Annotated in this window: 13 protein-coding genes; 5 read left to right on the forward strand and 8 right to left on the reverse strand. The window is 62.0% G+C overall.

The window, feature by feature from the left end; all coding sequences use genetic code 11:
* Positions 1-40 precede the first annotated feature (40 nt).
* Both ACWTV3_RS12480 and ACWTV3_RS12485 read right to left on the reverse strand, forming a co-directional pair.
* Positions 41-1,498 (reverse strand): SPFH domain-containing protein, encoded by a 1,458-nt coding sequence (locus ACWTV3_RS12480; protein WP_498478524.1) that lies wholly within the window; start codon positions 1,496-1,498, stop codon positions 41-43.
* Between the two features lie 145 nt (positions 1,499-1,643).
* Positions 1,644-6,890: an SdrD B-like domain-containing protein gene (locus ACWTV3_RS12485; RefSeq protein WP_498478525.1), complete on the reverse strand. Its 5,247-nt coding sequence runs from the start codon at positions 6,888-6,890 to the stop codon at positions 1,644-1,646.
* Positions 6,891-7,103: 213 nt separating this feature from the next.
* On the opposite strand from ACWTV3_RS12485, the gene ACWTV3_RS12490 reads away from it, so the two are divergent.
* The 3 genes from ACWTV3_RS12490 to ACWTV3_RS12500 are packed head-to-tail and all read left to right on the forward strand — an operon-like array spanning position 7,104 to position 10,395.
* Positions 7,104-8,441, forward strand: coding sequence for a right-handed parallel beta-helix repeat-containing protein (locus ACWTV3_RS12490; RefSeq protein ID WP_498478526.1), 1,338 nt, complete (start codon positions 7,104-7,106; stop codon positions 8,439-8,441).
* Positions 8,438-9,145 carry a hypothetical protein gene (locus ACWTV3_RS12495; protein ID WP_498478527.1) on the forward strand — a complete coding sequence of 236 codons (708 nt, stop codon included), beginning with the start codon at positions 8,438-8,440 and terminating at the stop codon, positions 9,143-9,145. Before ACWTV3_RS12490 ends, ACWTV3_RS12495 begins: the two co-directional genes overlap by 4 nt.
* Positions 9,142-10,395, forward strand: coding sequence for a Dyp-type peroxidase (locus ACWTV3_RS12500; protein ID WP_498478528.1), 1,254 nt, complete (start codon positions 9,142-9,144; stop codon positions 10,393-10,395). The genes ACWTV3_RS12495 and ACWTV3_RS12500 overlap by 4 nt, the downstream gene beginning before the upstream one ends.
* Before the next feature lie 42 nt (positions 10,396-10,437).
* On the opposite strand, the gene ACWTV3_RS12505 is transcribed toward ACWTV3_RS12500, so the two are convergent.
* The 5 genes from ACWTV3_RS12505 to ACWTV3_RS12525 form a co-directional block, all read right to left on the reverse strand.
* On the reverse strand, positions 10,438-11,781 hold the full coding sequence (locus tag ACWTV3_RS12505) for an aminopeptidase P family protein (RefSeq protein ID WP_498478529.1): 1,344 nt from the start codon (positions 11,779-11,781) through the stop codon (positions 10,438-10,440).
* Positions 11,782-11,985: 204 nt separating this feature from the next.
* Entirely contained in the window at positions 11,986-13,014 is a 1,029-nt protein-coding gene (locus ACWTV3_RS12510) for an ornithine cyclodeaminase family protein (protein WP_498478530.1), read from the reverse strand.
* Positions 13,015-13,075: 61 nt separating this feature from the next.
* A complete protein-coding gene (locus ACWTV3_RS12515) occupies positions 13,076-14,263 on the reverse strand; it encodes a HupE/UreJ family protein (protein ID WP_498478531.1) in 1,188 nt (395 codons plus the stop codon).
* Positions 14,264-14,266: 3 nt separating this feature from the next.
* On the reverse strand, positions 14,267-15,343 hold the full coding sequence (locus tag ACWTV3_RS12520; protein ID WP_498478533.1) for a YHYH protein: 1,077 nt from the start codon (positions 15,341-15,343) through the stop codon (positions 14,267-14,269).
* A gap of 7 nt (positions 15,344-15,350) precedes the next feature.
* On the reverse strand, positions 15,351-16,472 hold the full coding sequence (locus ACWTV3_RS12525; RefSeq protein WP_498478534.1) for a YHYH protein: 1,122 nt from the start codon (positions 16,470-16,472) through the stop codon (positions 15,351-15,353).
* An 84-nt stretch (positions 16,473-16,556) separates the two neighbouring features.
* On the opposite strand from ACWTV3_RS12525, the gene ACWTV3_RS12530 reads away from it, so the two are divergent.
* The gene (locus ACWTV3_RS12530) at positions 16,557-17,261 is read left to right on the forward strand and encodes a response regulator transcription factor (protein ID WP_498478535.1); all 705 of its coding nucleotides are present in this window, start codon (positions 16,557-16,559) and stop codon (positions 17,259-17,261) included.
* Positions 17,258-18,682: a sensor histidine kinase gene (locus ACWTV3_RS12535; protein WP_498478536.1), complete on the forward strand. Its 1,425-nt coding sequence runs from the start codon at positions 17,258-17,260 to the stop codon at positions 18,680-18,682. Before ACWTV3_RS12530 ends, ACWTV3_RS12535 begins: the two co-directional genes overlap by 4 nt.
* A gap of 66 nt (positions 18,683-18,748) precedes the next feature.
* Here the strand turns inward: ACWTV3_RS12535 and ACWTV3_RS12540 are convergent, their stop codons facing one another.
* Complete coding sequence (locus tag ACWTV3_RS12540; protein ID WP_498478537.1) at positions 18,749-19,180, reverse strand: hypothetical protein; 432 nt, start codon at positions 19,178-19,180, stop codon at positions 18,749-18,751.
* Positions 19,181-19,431: the final 251 nt, after the last annotated feature.

Consider the following 19,431-nt stretch of genomic DNA (forward strand, 5'->3'; position numbering starts at 1 on the left):
TTCTGGCTACCGCTGAAGGCGACGGCCGTTCACCATTGTGTTACTCGGCAGTGTCGCCTTCGGTAGCGGCCGGAGCCGACTGCGGTGCGGCATCCGCCACGGTGTTAGCGGCGTGAGCGAGCGTGGCAGCAAGGGTGCTGTCGCCTGACTCACCGCGAGCGCCTTCGCCAACAGCCTGACCAACAGTGCGGCCCTGGATGATCGAGGCGAGGTCGAGGCCGGTTGCCGACTTGATCGACTCGAACGTTCCGCGCAGCGCCACAGCACTTTCGGTGCCGACGGTGTCTCCACCGCTGGCTCCGCTGCCACCGATGACGGTGACGGAACCGATCTGACCGTAGCCCTTGGCCCACTGCTCCATAACCTGCGGCAGGGTTTCGAGGGCGCGCTGAGCGAGGAGCGCGTCTTGGTGCTTGGCGAGAGCCGCGGCTTCAGCTTCGATGCTGGCAGCTTTTGCTTCACCGGCAAGGCGGGTGGCATCCGCGTCGGCGGCGGCGCGAACGCGCACCGCTTCGGCTTCAACGGCAGCGATCTGAGCCTGAGCTTCGGCACCCTTCACGAGGCGGTAGGCGTCGGAGTCAGCATCCTTCTGCGCCTTGTACAGGTTGGCATCGGCAACGCGCTTGACGTCAGCGTCGAGCTCGGCCTGACGGTTCTCAGCACGCTGCTGCAGAACGCCTTGCTCGGCGCGGGCGCGGGCGAGAGCTTCGGCCTGCTCGGCTTCAGCGTTTGCCTTACCGACCTCGGCCTTGGAGTCTGCGGTGTTCTTGTCGAGCGCGGTCTGCTCGATCAGGTTTGCCTCAGCAACGGTGATGTTGCGCTTCGAGATTTCGCGGTTCGCGTCGGCCGTGGCGAGTTCTGCTTCACGACGCTTCGACTCGATCTGCGGGGTTCCGAGCGACTGGATGTAGCCCACTCTGTCGCCGATGCCCTTGATCTGGAACGAGTCAAGAATGAGGCCCTGCTCGGCGAGCTCGGTGGAGACATCCGTTGCGATCTGGTCAGAGAACTTCTTGCGCTCACGCATGAGTTCAACAACAGACAGCGTGGCAACAACACCACGAAGAGCACCTTCGAGCTGCTCTGTTGTGAACTGCTCGATCGCCTGGTCTTGCGAGGCGAAACGCTCAGCAGCGCGACGCACGAGGTTCGCATCGGAACCGATCTTCACGATGGCAACAGCCTCGACCTGAAGGGTCACATTGTCAGCCGACTGCGCTTCTGCCGTCATCGAGACCTGACGCGAACGCAGCGAAATCGTTTCGTGGCGCTGCGTGATCGGGTTGACGAGTGCCTTGCCGTTGACGATAACGGTGACAGCGGAGTCGTTGCCCGCGCCGTCCTTTTGCGAACGTCCCGAAACAACGAGGGCCTCGTCGGCGCGAGCGACCTTGAACCAGGCGCGAGCGATCAGCAACATGACCAAGAAAAGTACAACAAGGATGACCACCCCGATTCCGATGAGGAGAACGAGTCCGCCAGTGGCGAAGATTTCCATGTATGCACCTTTCACACGTGAGTTAGCTACTTCTATTGTGACGGCTTTACCGTCGGCGTGCCGGGGTCGTGTCAGTTATTTTGCCCCTTACGCACGAAAGCACCCCGTGTTATCCCACGGAGTGCTTTCGAGCGTGATCGCCTGACTAGCTACGACGCTGCTGTCGTTGACGCACCATCATGAGGAAGCCGCCGCCGAGAAGCAGTGCCAAACCAATGACAAGCGAATAGCCGATGGCCTGACCGGTGTACGCCAAGCGCAGCTCTTCAGATTCTGCCGCCGTCAGCGCTCGCGCGTTGAAAGGATCGGTCGCCGTCACGGTGAAGGCGGAGCCGTTGTTGAATACTGCCAGCTGGAGAACACCGTTGAGGCTGCTGGGGCTACCCGTGGGCAGTCCGGCATCGGTAACTTCCGGAATGATGACGCGGCCAGTGACCGTGACGTCATTCGAGTGAGTCTCTCCCGCTGCGAGCGTGAGGCTGCCGGAGGCGTAGAACGACTGCCCGGGCAATAGCACTCCGGTCCACGGACCACTGCTTGCGAAGTTGTAGTCTTCCGGGCCTCCAAGATCAGAGAAATCGGCTGTCCATCCCTCGGCGACGGCGACACCGCTGCTGAGCGCATTGACCAGCGTGATATTCGTCATCGCTGTGGTTCCAGTGTTGGTGACCACCCAACGCACAGCTTGGGCAACTCCCGCCTCGAAGACGACGGCGGAGTCTGCAGTGTCGGCGTCGATCCCCGGCTTGACGTCAGACTTGCTCGGGATAATCCAGTTGCCCAGCCAATCCTTTACGGCGGGGTCGCTCGTTGCGCCGTCGTACTCGATCACCTGAATCGCTCCGGTGAACGCGTTGTACGGATCAGTTGCACGCACGGCAATTTCTGAGACGTTGCCGATGGCGTTCACAACGACGTTGCTGACGTGTGGTTGGTCACTCGCGTTGAGCGTCAGCGAGGAAACACCGGTGATGACGTCACCCGGGGCCCAGGTGCTCGTGCCATCGAAGGTGTTAGGCCAGGTGACGACATGCTTTCCGTCAACCAGCGTGGATGTCGCAGTCGATCCGTCCGGGAACGTCCACACAATGGGGGCGTCAAATTCCGGCCCCGAGAATACTTCGCCGTCGATGGTTACTTCGCGGAGGGGCTCGGTGCCCGTGTTCGTCACCGAGAAGACGATCGGGCGAGTTTCGCCCGCGAGGTACACCTCAGCAGCGGCCATGGTGTTGGCGTCGTTCGTAATGGTTCCCTTAGCGGCATCGCCGTCACCGAGTTGGATGCCAATCGTCGGTCCGACGCCGGTCTTCGCGTTGAAGGGATCGTCATCGGTCACCGTCGCGGCTGCGCCGTCGCGCAGCGCGACGACGGGTGCATCCGCGCTGTCGTAGGTCGGTTCTCCATTGGGAGTTCCGTCGTCGCCGAGCTCCGGCACCACGATGCTGGCAACCACGGTTACTTCACCGGCGTGGGTGTCCTCGGCGGGAAGAGTCAAGCTCGATTCGGCAAAGAAGGATTGACCTGGCTTGAGAACACCGGGCCAGACTGCGCCATCAGCGAAGTCGAACTCTGCTGGTCCACCGAGAGCACTGAGATCAGCGATCCACGAGCCGTTAAGCGCTGGCCCATCGGTGGTGAGGTCGGCGAGCGAGATATTTGTCAGGGTTGTGGTGCCCGTGTTCGAGGCCACCAAGCGCACTTTCTGCGCGGTATTGACGGGGTAGTCGACCGCATTTTCAGTCGTGTCGGCATCCTGAGCAGCCGCGACATCAGCCTTCACGGGAACGATCCAGTTTCCATCACCGTCGCGAGTCACCGGGTCGGCGCTGTTCGCGTCGTACTTAATGATCTGGATGCCGCCAGTGAAGGCGTTGTAGTCGTTGGCATCGTTCACTGCTGTGTCAGACACAACTCCGACGGCGTCCACTGTTGCCGTCGCAATGTGAGCTTGGTCGCCCAACCCAATCGTCAACGATGCAGTTCCGGTGATGACTGCGCCTGGAGCCCAGGTGCTCACACCGTCGAACGAGTTCTTCCACTCCACGTCGGTTCCGGCAGGAGCGGTGACTGTGGAGCCGTCAGGGAAGGTCCATGTGATGGCTCCCACGGCAGTGCCGGATGCGGTGCTGTCACCGAGTACGACGTCTTTCAGTTCTTCCGTGCCTGAGTTGGTCGCGGTAAAGACAATCGTGCGAGTCTCGCCCGGGGTGTACACCTCAGCGTCGCCGATGGTGTCGGCTGCGTGGTAGTCAGCCTCGACTTGGTCGCCCCGCAGGATTGTTACCTTCGGTGAGACGGTCGTGGGGTTACTCAGTTGAAGCGCGAAGGTCGCTGCGTCGTCAATGGTGATGGTGCTTGAGCCATCGCCGTTGTCGGTCAGCGCACCGTTGTCGGAGCTGGTTGACCACACCGGAGTATCCCAGCCAACGCCCTCAGGGTTACCCGATGGCGCGCTCTCTGTGATCGTCACCTCGGTGCCGTAGGGGATTGCGTCGGACTGTGCCGAGGTCTGGCCATTGATGACTACCAAAGTTTTCGGGGTGTCGAGGCCGTCGTAGGTGTAGCTCACGGTGAACGACTGGTCGTCCGCGATCAGTGATGCGCCTGGTCCAGTCACAGCCTTAGTCACGGTGAAGTAGCCAGCGTCGAACAGGTCGTTCGTGACCGTGAACTCAGTAACTTCTTCGCCGGAGACCAGAGTTGCGGTGCTCGGTGACACAACGGCGCCGCGGTACTTTCCGTCGTTCGCTTCTGTAATTGTCACGCGCGTACCGACTGGAACAGCGACGGCGTCGCTGGTCGTTCCGGCGCTGACAACGAGAGGTGAATCATCAACGACATAGGGGTTGCCACGGAAGTCAACAGCCGTCGCGGTGATCGAGAAGGTCTCCTCGTCGCCGGCTGGGCCGCTGTCGTCCGCGAGCGCCTTAGCCACAGTGAACGTTGCATTGGCGATAAAGCCGGCATCGAGCGAGTGGTCGCTGACTCCGGCGGCGCCGGCGGTGTACGTAATGACGCCTGAGGAATCGGCATCCGAGTCGATAAGGTCACTACCCTGATCGGCGTTCGTCAGTGCGAGCTTGCTCCACGGCACAGTGCCAAAGAGCGTTGCATCGGCCTCAGAGAATGGAACGTTTCCCGAATCGGGGGTGCTGAACGCGATGGTGTAGTCGCCGCCGTGTGCGACGAGTCCCGCTGCGTAGAATTCTGAATCGGCATCTGACGAGAAGAAGTAGCTGCCGTCAGCGCCGGTGGTGACTTCTGCCAGCAGGGCCTCGCCCGAGAACAGCTGTACAGTGACGCCCGAGAGAGCGGATTCGTCAGCATCTTGGATGCCGTCTTGGTCAGCATCGAACCACACCCTGTTTCCGATTTCCAGCGGTGCGACTTCGCTCAGAACTTGGATTCCGCCGAGCCCGCCACCCTTCTGGAAGGTGCCGGCGGTACCGGTGGTCGATGTGCTTCCCCCGGGGTCAACGACGTGGTTATAGCCAGCGATTGCCGATCCGTCGTCAGTCGATAGCCACGCCAACCCCGAGACGCGGATGGCGGAGAGTGGGTCGTACTCAGTCGCCAACACTTCATTCGTGCCGGGCATGATCGCTACGGCGCCGAGCGCGACTTCGTTGTGAGAGGTAGAGCGGCCGAGGTTGTTTCGGTCGGCGTAGAACTCGCCGCCGCCAGGGCCCTCGTTGTTTGTTGCCCGGTCTGCCGGAGTGCCGCCAGCGGTGCGCGTGCCAGCCGTGCCTGCGGATTCAATGGTCCACGATGTGCCGTCGGCACTGGGAGAAGCGAGAAGCAGGTCGCCGCTGGCGCCGGTCTCATAGTGCTGGTTACCGGTGGTGACAGCGCCCCAGTTTCGGTTACCGCCCTGGATTGATGAGCGGTCACCGAATCCGAGAGTGAGGTAATTGTCTGCGTCGAACGAGATGCTCTGCAGAATCGCGGAGGGGTAGATGTGCCACTGGCTCGCGTTGCTGGTGGTCTGAGCTACCGAGCCGGCGGGCGTGGTTCCGTCAGCGGGCCAAGTCCAGGTGTCTGCCCAGGTGTTCCAGCGGTCGCTCTGCGGCGCGAGGTTGCTCTTGTAGACGGTGCCCTTTGCGTAATCGAGCGGGATGTCGAGCACACTCGTGAACGTTGAGGTCGCGGTTACCGGGAGGCTGGTCGAGATGACGCTTGCCGAAAGTCCGGCGTCAGCACCGGACACTCCCGGCGTTGCCGTTTCGATTCCATTTACGAGCGTTTCACCGGTCTCGACGTAGCCCACGTAGAGAGCGCTGCCTTGCACGGAAAGCGCCCACGGGCGTTCACCGACGCCCAACGCCAGAGAAGTTTCGGAGACAAGTGCGGGTGTATCGAGATCTGAAATATCGAGCGTGACCAGTGTTTTTTCGTAAAGATTGACGAAGTACAAGAGGTTTCCATCGGCGCTCGTCGCCATGCCACCGATGCCGATTTTCCCCGCCTGCTCGAAAGCGTCGATATCGCGAGCTTCTTCGTTGCCGTTGCCGAGGCCGCGAGCGGCGTTCGACTGGGCAGTCCCTACGTCGACGCCCAGTGATGCGACGTCGAGCCAGTTGCTGACGGTCGAGCCGCTTGTTGCGATTTCACCGTTGGATACGGCATCCGAGATTAAGTAGATGCCGCCGAGGCCGAGGGCGCCCAACCCTGAGTGACGCTTGTAGGTAGCGGCGACGAAAACTTCTTCTTGGGGCGCGTTCCACGCCACTCCCCAGACGGCGCCGACCTGGCTAAAGTTCGCGAGCGTCGTGCGGTCTGCAAAACCGGTGACCTGCGTCGTCGAGTTGTCGGAGTATGGCTGCACGACAACTGCCGGCTGATTCCCCGAGTTGCCCGAGGGAATTCCGGCGTACTGAATCGCGGTGACTACCGGTGGTTCATCCTGCGAATAGTCGTTGGCTGCACTGGCGCCAAAATTTACGTTCTCAGTTCCCGTTGATACGAACTGGACGCTCGTTCCGGAGCGATCGCCACTTGAGCTGTATACCGGCGTCTCGCTGTACCCGTCAGGGAGACCCGTGAATTCGACCCGAAGCGTCTGAGAAGTGCTTTCGCTGCCCGCCAGCGTGTAAGCACCGTCTGCCGCCGAAACAACCGTGCTTCCATACACTGCTCCGTCGGCGGTGTAGGCCGTCACAACGACGCCCGGGATGCCGACATCAACCGCAACTCCATCTGTTGCCGACGCTACGGTGTCTTGAATTCCATTGGAATTGAAGTCGCGAAAGACGTAGCCGTCGATGGAACTCGTGTCTGCAGCGGAGGCTGGCAGCGCTGGCACAACAGCGACTGCGCCTGTAAGGCCGAGTGCGGCAGCGGTGAGCAGGGCAAAAGAGGGCGCCAGAAGGCGCTTTGTGCGTCGGGTACGCATAAGGGTAAAGCCATTTCAGTAGACGGGTAAACCTGCAGATTCGGGTGTGCAGGCTGGTGTCGACGTTCGGGAATGCACGCAAACGAGACCACTTTCCACCGTATACCAAGGAAAGAGTGCATGCTCACCCCCCAAGTGGGCTAGACGGTTTAGTCCATTCTTGGTGACAGGCTCAGAGCCCACTCAGCAACGCCGTACGCATAAACTCGATTCGTGTACACAAACCGGAAGGCCCGCCCGAAGTCGACATCTGCAGTGCAAACTGCAGTGCTGGCCTTTCTTATCGTCGCGGCTCTCAGCGGCTGTGGGGCTACCGTCACCACGGAGCCCACTACCGATAATCTCCTCGTTGAAGTGCCGCAAGACGCAGCCACCATTGAGGATGCCGTCGAGAAAGTGGCGCCAGGCGGAATGGTGCTCATTTCGGCCGGCACCTACTTCGAGTCAGTGACCGTCGACAAAGAGAACGTCACGATTCGTGGGGTAGACCGCAACTCGGTCATCATCGACGGTGAAGGGCTGCGCGCGAACGGCGTACAAGTGATTGCCGACGGGGTGCGCGTTCAGAACCTCACCGTGGTCAATCACACGTTCAACGGAGTGCTCGTGACCGGACTCCATGATGCCAATGGCGCACAAGCCCATAATCTCGACGGCTACTCGACACTCGATCCCGAAGAGTTTCCCCCGCTTCAGCGTTTTGAAGTCAGTCATGTCACAGCCAGCAACAACGGCCTCTACGGCATCTATGCCTTCAACTCCCAGCACGGCGTCATCAGCGATAACTACGCGTCGGGATCTGCCGATTCCGGTTTTTATGTCGGGCAGTGCGAAGAGTGCGACATTCTCGTCAGCGGCAATATCGCCGAACACAACGCCATTGGCTACGAAAACGCGAATGCTTCCGATTCTGTTGTGGTGACTGAGAACCGTTTCACCAACAACCGCGTGGGGCTCACCCTCCTCTCGTGGTACCAAGAGGCCTACCTCCCTCAAAAGTCAGCGGCGGTTGTCGGCAATGTCATTTCTGACAATGCTTCAGCCGACTCCCCCGCTCAAGCCAATGGGGCCTTCGGCATCGGCATCGGCCTCTCCGGCGCCAACACGAATGTCATCGCTCGCAATCTCGTGAGCAATAATCCCGCCGCGGGCGTGCAGATCACCAACACTGAAGACTTGTCGACCAGCGGGAATCGACTCACCGATAATGTCTTTGACGCCAACGGAGTGGATGTCACTGACCTGTCGGCACAGCGAGCTGCCGCCTTCGACAACTGCGTCGTCGGCGACGACACCACCACGTTCTTGCCTGAATCGCTCGGCGATGCCTGCGGTGAGTCCTCTACCGCCACGGATACCGATGGCGTGCTGAGCCTCACTGTCCCCCCGGGAGTTTCCTTTCTCCAAATCGAACGCGGCCCCGACCAGCCAACGATGGCAGGAGACCTGAGCGAGGTCCCCCCGCTCTTGGCAACAGCGACAGAAATGCCCGATCTTGAGTCGATCGATGTGCCCGACTACTCTCTGCTCGACGAGTGGACACGCGGATGACGCGCGCCCTTGCCGCCATCCTGTTCCTTGTCTTAGCGGTGAGCGGATGCGCGCAGGGATCGACCGACACATCCCCCAGCCCTGCGGCGAGCGCCGGCCCCACTGCGCTCAGCAGCGAGCAAGCCGAACGGCTGGCAGTCGTGCGGTTCCGCAATTTTGATGCCGGCGTGAGAGCGTTCCAACTCACCGTTCCCGGCACCGAAGCGGGAGATGTTGAGCTCACTGGCTGGTTCGATTTCACCAACAACGTGGGATACGGCACGATCGCCAACGGTGGCACGCTGTGGTGGTCAGAAACGACCGTCGCGGTGCGCGAGGTTCTCACGGATGATGCAGAGTTCCCACTTCCGACCGACCAGTGGATCAGCTACCCGCTCGATCCTGAATCGAATTCTTTGGCTACAGCGCTCACCCTCATCGGAAATCTGGGTTCCGATCGTCCAGAGAATCCGCAACTGCTGGCTCAAACTGACGCACTGTGGTTGCGCTCCGATAGCGTCGACGGCACTGCCGTTGATGTCTTCGTCGGTCCGTCATCCGACGATCCGAGCGTGTCGGTTCCCAGCGACGAGCGTGCCCGCTACTGGGTAGATTCGTCCGGCACGCTTCTCACGTTTGAGGCCCTACTCGGTGCTAATTGGATAACGCTGCAACTGAGCGACGGCACGGCGGACATCCCCACGACGACTCCGGGTGTGCAATGAGCAGCGAACCTGAGCAGCCCGGCATTGCTGCGCAGTCGCAGCCAGCGCCCGCGTTGCAGCCCACCCGTCGCGGCCTACTGCACGGCGCGATCGGTGGGGCTCTAGGGCTCGCCGCGGGCATTGCCTCGACAACCGCCGTCGTCACTGCATCCGATAACAGCGGACAGGAACAGCCTCTCTCCCCCACGACTCCCAGTGGTCTCGAGCGAGTCGAAGCAACCGGGCAGCATCAGGCAGGAATCCACACGCCGGCGACCCCGCAAAAGTTCGGGAAGATCTCGGTGTGGGATATCGAGGGCACTGAGCTGGGCTTTCTCACGGAACTTGGTGACCGAATTCTGCAGCTCACCGCCGACGACCCGGATGCCTCAATTCTGCCGGATGGCCCTGGCGACCTTTCCATCACGGTCGGTCTCGGCCCACGTCTCATCGCGTCGGTCGACGCCTCGCTGGCGGGCTCCGAGGAGCTCCCCACTTTTGTGGGTGATGAGAACATCGCTTCTGACGCTCGCGGCGGCGATGTTGTTCTTGCCGTTCACTCCAGCGATCCCACCGTGTTTGACGGCGTGCTCGATTCACTCGCGACCACGCTGCCGTCACCGCGGCGGCGATGGGAGCAGACTGTTTTTCGAGGCACCGGAATTGGTTCAAAAGCTCGCAATCCCCTTGGATTCATGGACGGCATCGTCGTTCCCGAGGACGCGGAAGAGTTCGATGCTGGCGTGTGGATTGCGGATGGCATACTCCAGAACGCCACGGTGTGCGTGCTGCGACGGCTCGTTCTCGATACCGCTGGCTTCCGCGCCCTCGCGGTAGACAAACGGGAGCGGGTGATTGGGCGCACCCTCAGCGACGGCGCGCCGTTGTCGGGTGGAGGCCCTGATGACCAGATCAACCTCACTGCCAAGACACCAGAGGGCGAATTTTTGGTGCCGGCGAATTCTCATGCGCGCGCAGCTCACCCCTCGTTTACCGGCTCAGAGTTAATGCTGCGTCGAAGCTATTCCTTCGACAACGGCGCAGAGGCCGGCCTGCTGTTCATCTCGTTTCAGAACGAGTTGCGCGCTTTTGTCGCGACTCAGCAGCGGATGGATGAGGTCGACGCGATGATGAAGTTTGCGCGCCCCACCGCTAGTGGCACTTTTCTTATGCTTCCTGGATTCGACTCTGAGACGCCGCTCGCAGCTTCATTGATCGCTGCTGCGGAGGCTGCGGCCGAAGCGGCGGCCGAAACCGAAGCTGATTCCTAACCGCGTCACGGTCATCGCCACCGAGATCGCGATCGCCCAAGGTTAGAGGCCGCGCATCCATTCTTCGATGCCGGTCGCGGTGATGGGCAGTGCTTCGGAGAGAACTTCGTGGCCTGTCGGGGTGACCAGCACGTTGTCTTCAATGCGCACGCCGAGGCCGCGCAGCTCGGGCGGCACGGTCAGGTCCCACTCGTGAAAGTACAGTCCGGGCTCCACGGCCATAATCATTCCGGGCTGAAGTTCGCCGCTTTGGTAAGCGGAATAGCTCGACTGCGCGCAGTCGTGAACGTCGAGGCCCAGGTGATGCCCGATGCCACAGACGATGTAGCGACGGTGGTGCTGGCCCTGAGCGCTCAGCGCCTCGTCAACCGACACGGGGAGCATGCCCCAGTCGTGCAGACCGGTCGCGATCACTTCGAGCGCCGCAAGGTGAAAGTCGCTGAAGATTTTGCCGGGGCCGACCGCCGCGAGCCCCGCGCGGTGCGCCTTCTCCACGAGGTCGTGCGCTTGGCGCTGGGCGGCCGAGAACGTTCCGGATGCCGGAAGCGTGCGCGTGACATCCGCCGTATATAAGGAGCGAGCTTCCACTCCCATGTCGAGCAGCACGGCGGCGTCGGGATTCACGGGGCCGTCGCAGCGCACCCAGTGCAGCACGGGTGCATTCTTTCCGCTGCCGACGATCGTCGTGTACCCGGTGCCATTGCCGACGGTGCGCGCGTAGCGGTCGAAGGTGCCTTGCAACCAGCGTTCGCCACCGAACTTGATGGCCTGCGGAATCTCACGGGCGACTGCCTTGAAGCCTTCAATCGTGTGATTCACGGCACCGCGCAGTTCGGCGATTTCCCACTCGTCTTTGATCATGCGGATCTCCGAGAGCACCCGGCCAAGATCCTGCGACACCGGGATGTCGCGCAACAGCCGATGGGCTCCGTGCAGCGAGCCGGTGAGCAGAATATCGCTCGCGCGGTTCAACGCTGTTTCGAGTTCCGAGAGTGGACGCGTCTCAATCTGCAGCGCGGCCGTCCACTCGGGCATCCCGGGGGCGGAACCGACCCAGAGTTCACCGTGGGCGGCATCCGCAAAGAAGTCCGTTTCGCCGGGATATGCCGGTGCGGGAATGAAGAGCGTAGCGCCGTGGCCGCCACTCGTCGGACTCATGACGAGCACGGCGTCTTCGGCCGAGCATCCGCTCAACCAGAAGAAGCTGCTGTCGGGGCGAAAGCCGTAGTAGTTGTCGTTCACACGCACGGGAGCAATGCCGCCCGCCACGACGATTGTGCGGCCGGGAAACGCCGGGCTCAGGCGTGCACGATGTGCTGCCGTCGCCGCCGCAATGCCGGGAACCGTGTCGGGTGTGCGGTCAGGGGTAGCCCACCCCGACTTCATATACTCAACAAAGCCGGTGGCATTACGCAAGTGCGGTAGGCGCGGGTCACCCCGATCAGGGTGCGGAACTGACGACACTGGCGGCGCCGCGGAAGCCGCCGGCGCTGTGTGCTGGTGAGAATCAGAAGTCGAGTGCATGGTGCTGTCTTTCGTTATGGCGTGCGAAGGTAAAACCTGAGGGGGCCGCGGGAGTCGTGGGGCCAGCTAGTGCGACTGCGGCGCGTCGATACTGCGCTCGGTGCTGTGTGCGGTGCTGTGCGCGATGGCGGCCGCGATGGCCAAGTCTTCCCAGCTCATCCCCGAACTCTTAAAGAGCACTGGGCGAGCGTCATCGAGCACCACCACGCCCCGGATAACGTCCGCCAGCGGAATGAGCTCGTTCGCGGTGAGAGCGCCGTCCGCGATCGCCATGACCACGTCTCCCGATTCGCGCAACGCTGTGGGAATATCTTCGACAACGACCTGAGATCGCCCCATCAGCGCACTATCGAGTTCACGAGCATCCGGTTCGTGCGAGCCCACCGCAATGATCACGGCGTCCGAGCGCACGGCAGCAGAGTCGAATAAGGGAGTTCGCGCGGTCGTGGCGCACATGATGACCCCGGCCGCAGCGACGGCAGCCTCAGCCTCGGCGCTTCCGGTCTGCACGACCCGCGCATCGGGCAGCTCCACCGAACGCAGCGTGCGCACCACCACGGTGACCGAGGCGAGAGGCCGACGCTCTCCAAGAACAGCACGCAGGGTCGCGAGGTGGTCGACCGCTTGGGGTCCCGCCCCAAAGATGACAACGTCGAGCGGATCCGACGAGCGCAGCAGCGCCCCCGCCGTGGCAGCTAGCGACACCGCCGGCGTGCGGATGCTCGTCAACGCAGCGCCATCGAGCAACAGTCTCGGAGTAAGAGTGTCGGAGTCGAAGAGAATGTAGAGACCTTGGATGCGGGGCAACCCGACTCCCGGATTATCCGGAGCAGCGGTGAGCACCTTGATTCCCGCATACGGGCCAACTTCTGAGGGCATCAGCAGAAAGTCGCCGCGCGTCAGTTTCTCAAAAACGCGCGCATGGTCTGTGCCGGGTTCGAAGCCTGCCTTCAGCGCATCCTGAACGGCAGCAACGGCCGCGCCGGGGCTAATCGCTGCCCGTACGGCCGCGTCGTCGAGGTACGGGGGCGCGATTGCTTTCGATGCCTGTTCATAGCGGGAAGCTCGGCCGACCGCCGCTCTCTGTTCTGACATTGTTGCCCCGCTCGTGCCTCGGTAATCGCCGTGGCTCCAGTCTATTCACGCGCGTCGCGAGCTACAGCCCGAAGACCCGCGTCACTGTCCAGAACAGTCCCATCGCGCCGATGGCAACGCAGATGATGATGCGGATGATTTCGAATCCCTTGGGCAGCAGTCGTGTCAGCAGAGCGGCGACCGCGAGCACCAGTAGCACAACGGCGGTCTGCGCGAGATCGATACCTAGGTTGAAGGCGATGAGCGCGACAGCGTGCTCCGACGTCACGAGCCCCAGACTGGAGAGACTCGAGGCGAAACCAAGACCGTGCACGAGCCCGACGAGGCCCGCGATCCACCAGCGGAAGTCGCCGCCCTTTCGCCTCAACGCAAGCCCAGCGGCCGCGACGATAGAAAGCGCGATCAGCGGTTCAACGATCTCCGCGGGCACCGAGACCAGGTTGAAGTACGCCAGGCTGAAGCTGATAGCGTGACCGACGGTGAAGGCGGTGACAAGTTTCACAGCGGGCCAGATCGCAGCCCGACCCGACTTCACTCCGAGCACACCGAGCCCGAGGGCGATGAGAAAGAGAATGTGGTCGGGCCCGAGCTGAATATGCTCAAACCCCTGCACGAGAAAGCTGGTTGCGGTTGCCCAGGTTCCGAGAGAGAACAAGACCTCGCCGTCATCGCTGAGGTGTCCGAGTACGGCGCTGTCGGAATCCGACAGCAGGGTGGCGTTGCTCGGCGAGCTAAAAGACCATGAGATTGCGATCTCGCTGATGTCACCTTCGAATGCAGACGTCGCAAAGGCAACGCCGACATATTCGGATGCGTCGACCGCGGCATCCGCGTCCGTTTCGGTCTCCGCGGTGGTTTCTGTCGTCGCGCTGGTGCTCTGGAATGAGAGCCCCGCCCCGATGATCGACAGCTCCTCGCCGTTGACCGCGATCGTTACATTGTCGCGGATAGTGTCAACGAGAGTAGTCGCCACGGTTGCTTCTTGCTCGCTGACTTCGGTGGCGTCAATGAGGCCGTCACCCGAGGTGTCTTCGAGCCCAAGCGCAGAGAATTCGACCAACCCGGTGCCGACAACACGGCCTTCGTCGATCGAGAAGATCAGTGCCTCACTCGTTCCGTCGTGGGCCCATGCTGCGGTGGGTACGGCGAGGCCGAGTGTGGCGAGAACAATGCCCGCTACCGCGATGAACTTCGCCAGGGGCGACAGTCCACCGCGGTGCGCAGTGATAGGGATTCGAGAGGCGTGCACTAATTAATTCCCGGGAGCTGGTGCGTCACCAGCGGGAGGGCCGCCAGCGGGTGGACCACCGTCGCCGCCGACAGAACCGTTAGGGAGGTTGACGCCCTCGCCATCCGGGCTCGTCAGGTTTCCCACCGCTGATGCGCCTACGCGGCACTCCGGCAAGTTCGGCGACTCGGTGCTGTAGTGGTAGTGGTAAACCTCACCGAACTCTTCCGTGTCAGAAACGTGGCCGCCGCACTCATCGAGATCAGTCGGCACCGCTCCATTTTCTTCCGGTCCGTAGATGAGGTAACCGTCGTAGGCAAACGCAATCACTGGCTCGTTGTCTTGCTCGATGTCGCACGTGACGCCAGCTCCTGCAGCGTCAAGGTTCGACTGGATCGATTCGGCACCGAAGTGCCAGTGGTAATACCCCGAGGGGTCGATGTGTCCGCCACAGGCGTCAAGTGCGGGCAGTCCACCGGTGTCGAGAACAGAGGGCGCGTCGCCGAAGATCGTGACGCCGTCGAGCGCGAGCCCGACCTGAGAGATCGTGGAAAGATCCGTCACTTCGTCCAGCATTTCGGGGCTCGTGGGAATCAGCACCTGCAGGTGGTAGTCACCGTCGGGCGTTGCTTCGAGGCACGAGTTCTCGGTGCCGGATGAGTCCGGTTGCCCACCAGCGGGGTCGACGATAGTGATGTCGCCATCGTCATTCGCGAACTCGAAGCCCTGGGCCTCCATGAGCGCCCAGAAGTCCTCATCGAGGGCGTAAAGCCCCGGCTCATCGCCGTCCCACACCCAGATGCCGCCAGTGTCGGTCGTGGTCGCCGGGCAGAACGGCCCTTCCGTATTGACGGCCGTCGAGAGGCTGTCGACTTCGAACTGGTAGCAGGTGGTCTCGCTACCGTTTTCGAGGGTGCAGTCCACGATGACCGCTTCTTCGGTCAGTGCGCCGTCGGCAAACATTGCTGCGACCGTACTCAGGCTCGTGTCGCCCGAGTCAGAGCTCGAACTCTCCGTCGTTGCCTCACCAGTCGCGCAGGCACTCGCGAAGAGCACGATACAGGTGAGGGGAACCAGCGCGGTCCGTAGGGATGTCTTCATGATCAGGCTATTCGTTTGGTTCTTCACCGGGGACCTCGCCGGCGGGGGGTCCCCCAGCGGGCGCATCGGCAGGCGGTCCACCAGCGGGTGCTCCGCCAGCGGGGGCTCCGCCAGCGGGGGCTCCGCCAGCGGCGTCATCGCCCGCAACGGTTTCACCGATAAGGCACTCGATTACCTGGTTTTTCTCCGCCGAGTTGGCGTGGTAGTGGTAGCCCTCTTCTTCGGTGGTGTGGCCATTGCACTCGTCGAGTTCTACGTTGGCCAGTTGTTCTTCGGTATACGGGCTGTGCACGGCAAAGCCGTCCATGGCATAACCGAAAATCGCTGTTTCATCGTCGGCAGCATCGCCGTTTTCTCCACATCCCAGCGCGCCGTGCAGGTGGTAGCCCTCGAAGGGGTTGAAGTGCCCACCGCAGTCGTCGAACGAGGCAATCGTGTACGCGCCGAGGATGGCGTCAACGGGAGCTGGCTCGGCGATAACGACGCCGTCCAGAGTGATGCCTGAATTGCCGGATGTCGCTGACGCCGAGTCTGCGACAACAGGCGTGGTCGGGATCAGCACGGTCGACTCAATCGGCTCGCCACCATCGAGGAAGTCAAGGCTGCCTTCGATGCAGTAGTTCTGATATTCGGGATCAACGTCGGGCCGAGCTGCCGCTTCGAATGCTTCGACGGTGTCAGTGACGTAGACGTTGCCGTCTTCGTCATACATCTTCCAACCGTCGTCGCCGTAGGTCTCAGCGAGGTTCGCGATGAACTCTCCATCGAGGTCGTAGACAGCATCCCCATCGAACCAAATCCCCGCGTCCTCGGCCGAGCTCTCGGTGGTGGCGGGGCAGAAAGGCCCGACTTCGTAGGTCGAGGGGTAGCCCGAGATGGTGATCTCGTAGCACGTGGTTTCCGTTCCACCGCTGAGGGTGCAGTCGACTATCTCTGGGTCACCGACGATGGCATCGTCAGCGAAGAGGGCGAGGTCGATACCGGCTGTGGCAGCGGCGGTCTCGGTTGACGAAGAATCTGTAGCGTCAACGGCGCTACACGCAGCGGTGGCAAGAACTGCCATGACCACTGCGCCCACGAGAAGCGGGGATCGTTTGTGGCGGAGTGCACGCCCAAGGATGTTGTTCATAGTTACAGGGTCAGCGGCTTTACTGTGGTGGCGCTGTGGAAATCGGCACAACATTGAAACAGTTTTTGTTGCTAGATTCGGGCCGTGTCGAACCCTGCTCAGGCCCCCGCCCATCGCATTCTTGTTGCTGAAGATAGCGAGGCCATTAGCGATGTCGTCACGACGGCCCTTTCTTTTCAGGGTCACGCGGTTTCCCACGTCGCCAACGGCCACGAGGCGCTCTCGTCTGCGCTCGCGCAGCCGGCAGATCTCATCGTTCTCGATGTCATGCTTCCCGGCATCGATGGTCTCGAAGTGTGTCGGCGTTTGCGCGCTACCGGTTCGACGACACCCATCCTCTTCTTGACCGCTCTCGCAGAACCCGAGGACCGCATCCGGGGCTTTGCTATCGGAGGTGACGACTACCTCACCAAGCCTTTTACCGTGGACGAGCTCGTGTTTCGGGTTGCAGCCATCTTGCGCAGAACCGCCCCACGATCGGGTCCGGCTGTGCTGCAACTCGGTTCCCTCACCCTCGACCCGGCTGGCCACGAGGTGCGCCGCGCTGGCACCCTCATCGACCTTTCAGCGACCGAGTACCGCCTCATTCACTACCTGTTGGCTAACCGCGGTGTTGTGCTCTCGAAAGCCCAAATCCTGGTCGAGGTCTGGCAAGACGATTTCACCGGTAGCGAGAACGTGGTCGAGCTCTACATCGGGTACCTGCGCCGCAAGCTCGACGCCGGTCATCCGCCCCTCATTCATACCCGTCGCGGCGTAGGTTACGTTCTGCGCGAGGCGTCCGAATGAGGCGTCTTCCGCTGCGGTGGATGCTGCTGATCCCCGTGCTCGCAACGATCGTCATTGGCTTCCTTGCCTTCGCCATCGCCGTCGATGTGAGCGAACGCTCGCTACGCCTCGCCGAAGTGGATGCCGAACTTGCTCGCGCCGAAGTGACCACCGTTCCCCCGCCCGCGACCGACGCTCCCGAACTCCCCGCACCGCGGCCGAGCGCTACGCCGAGTGACGACAGCTCCAGCCTCCCCGTTCAGTTCGCTGTCGCCCCCGACGGCACCCTTCTCGAGAATCAGGGAGTTGCGCACCCCTTCTCAGTAGAAGACCTCGCGAGTTTCGGAGCCGCAACCTCGACCGCGACCGTCACGGTCGACAACTACCGCGTGCTGCTCTCTCCGACCCCGGATGGTGTCGTACAGATCACCGCACTCTCACTCGACACCTACAACGCCGCCCTCGCCAGCTTGCGCGGCACCCTCGTTGCTGGCGGCGTCACGATTGCGTTGCTTGAAGCGGCGATGGCCTGGATCCTGGCCCGTCAGATCGCTCGCCCCATCGCCGGTGTCGCTCGAAGTGTCACTCGCATTGCCGACGGCGAGCTCGAAACCCCGATCGAGCCCGCGGGCGGATCCCAAGAGATCGCCGACCTCACGACAGACATCGACCGCATGGTGAACCGTCTGCGCGATGCGCTAGCCGAACGTGAGCAGTCCGCCGCTGATGCCACCCGCGCCCGCGATGATATGCGTCGCCTCTTGGCAGACGTCGCGCACGAGATCCGCACGCCGCTAACGGCCGTGAAGGGTTACAGCGACCTGTATGCACAAAACATGCTCACCACGCCCGAGGCGCTTGACCGTGCAATGGCGCGGGTCGGCGATGAGAGCATCCGTCTCAACGTTCTCGTCAGTTCAATGCTCCAGCTCGTACGCGACGGTAAGCCACTTGAGGTTGCCCACGAGCAGGTGGACCTTGTCACAGTTGCCCGCAACGTCATCGACGATCTGCGGGTTGCCTTCCCCGCGCGCGACATTGCCGCCGACCTCAGCGCCATCGCCGACATCCCCTTGGCAGGCAACCCGGCGCAGCTTCATCAAGCGTTACTCAACCTCGGAGCGAACGCCTGCCGGCATACCCCGGATGACGTCGCCGTCTCGTTCCTGACCAGCATCACCGAGCGCGAAGCCGTGATCAGCGTCGTGGATCACGGCCCCGGCATCCTCGCAGACGAGCGGGACAAAATCTTCCAGCCCTTCTACCGCTCAGACCCCTCTCGCGTACGGAGCCGTCACGACGGCGCCGGTCTCGGCCTCGCCGTCACTCTGGAAATCGCGATCCAGCATCACGGCTCGGTGCAACTGCGGCCAACCCCCGGAGGCGGTGCAACCTTCGAGCTGCACCTCCCCCGCGCTAACGAGCCGACCGTTCACGATTGAATGATCAGCTTGTCACCCGCGCCTTGGGGCCAACTGGAAACCGAGCTCAGGGGTTAGCGACGCGAGTTAAACCGACTGAACGCTTGTTGCCGCCGCTACGGTTTCGATGTTCAACTCGCCTTTAAGGCCTGCGACGCGGTGAACCGCGGCGGCCTTCCACTCGTCCGTGCGCACCATGTCGACAAGATCGGACCGCTGCCCGTAGCGCGCGATCATGATCTCGTCCCACAGCTCCTCAACCTCGCCCGTGTTCAAAAAAGTGACGTCACCGTCGAAAGTAACTTCTCCGCCGATTTCTCGAATGAGCTGCTGGGCCACATTCGCGCACAGGTGGTAGGCCTCTCGGCCAGTGAGATCAGTCTCCCTGCCGTCGGCATACTCGGCGCGATCCTTAAACTTCAGCATGTTGACCATAAATATGGGACCTGCTGGGCCCGGCTGACCAATTTCTTCGAGCCGTTCCTTGCTGGTGGGCAGAACTTCGTTCTCAACGTCCATCTTTGACCTATTCTCTCTGCACTGGCCGTCTTTCAGTCAGAGTTGAAACGTTACACCCGACGTCGACGCGGCCGAGGACAGAGTCGCCGAGCTCCGACTGAATGCCGGAGAGCTCGCTCAGCAAGTCGCTCGCTACAGACCGCGCTGAACCGTGGCCTAGAGCGGAACACGCGCGAGTCGCGCAACAAGATGTCCTCAACGCAAGAAAACCATCTCGAAACGCCTGAGCGTACTAGAGAAGGATCACAATC

Source organism: Salinibacterium sp. AL4.1, from assembly GCF_059767305.1.

Coding starts and splice junctions, on each gene's coding strand:
- ACWTV3_RS12485 (WP_498478525.1), bottom strand. CDS start 6,890: ATGCGTACCCGACGCACAAAGCGCCTTCTGGCGCCCTCTTTTGCCCTG.
- ACWTV3_RS12510 (WP_498478530.1), bottom strand. CDS start 13,014: ATGTCAGAACAGAGAGCGGCGGTCGGCCGAGCTTCCCGCTATGAACAG.
- ACWTV3_RS12480 (WP_498478524.1), bottom strand. CDS start 1,498: ATGGAAATCTTCGCCACTGGCGGACTCGTTCTCCTCATCGGAATCGGG.
- ACWTV3_RS12525 (WP_498478534.1), bottom strand. CDS start 16,472: ATGAACAACATCCTTGGGCGTGCACTCCGCCACAAACGATCCCCGCTT.
- ACWTV3_RS12500 (WP_498478528.1), top strand. CDS start 9,142: ATGAGCAGCGAACCTGAGCAGCCCGGCATTGCTGCGCAGTCGCAGCCA.
- ACWTV3_RS12495 (WP_498478527.1), top strand. CDS start 8,438: ATGACGCGCGCCCTTGCCGCCATCCTGTTCCTTGTCTTAGCGGTGAGC.
- ACWTV3_RS12505 (WP_498478529.1), bottom strand. CDS start 11,781: ATGAAGTCGGGGTGGGCTACCCCTGACCGCACACCCGACACGGTTCCC.
- ACWTV3_RS12535 (WP_498478536.1), top strand. CDS start 17,258: ATGAGGCGTCTTCCGCTGCGGTGGATGCTGCTGATCCCCGTGCTCGCA.
- ACWTV3_RS12540 (WP_498478537.1), bottom strand. CDS start 19,180: ATGGACGTTGAGAACGAAGTTCTGCCCACCAGCAAGGAACGGCTCGAA.
- ACWTV3_RS12520 (WP_498478533.1), bottom strand. CDS start 15,343: ATGAAGACATCCCTACGGACCGCGCTGGTTCCCCTCACCTGTATCGTG.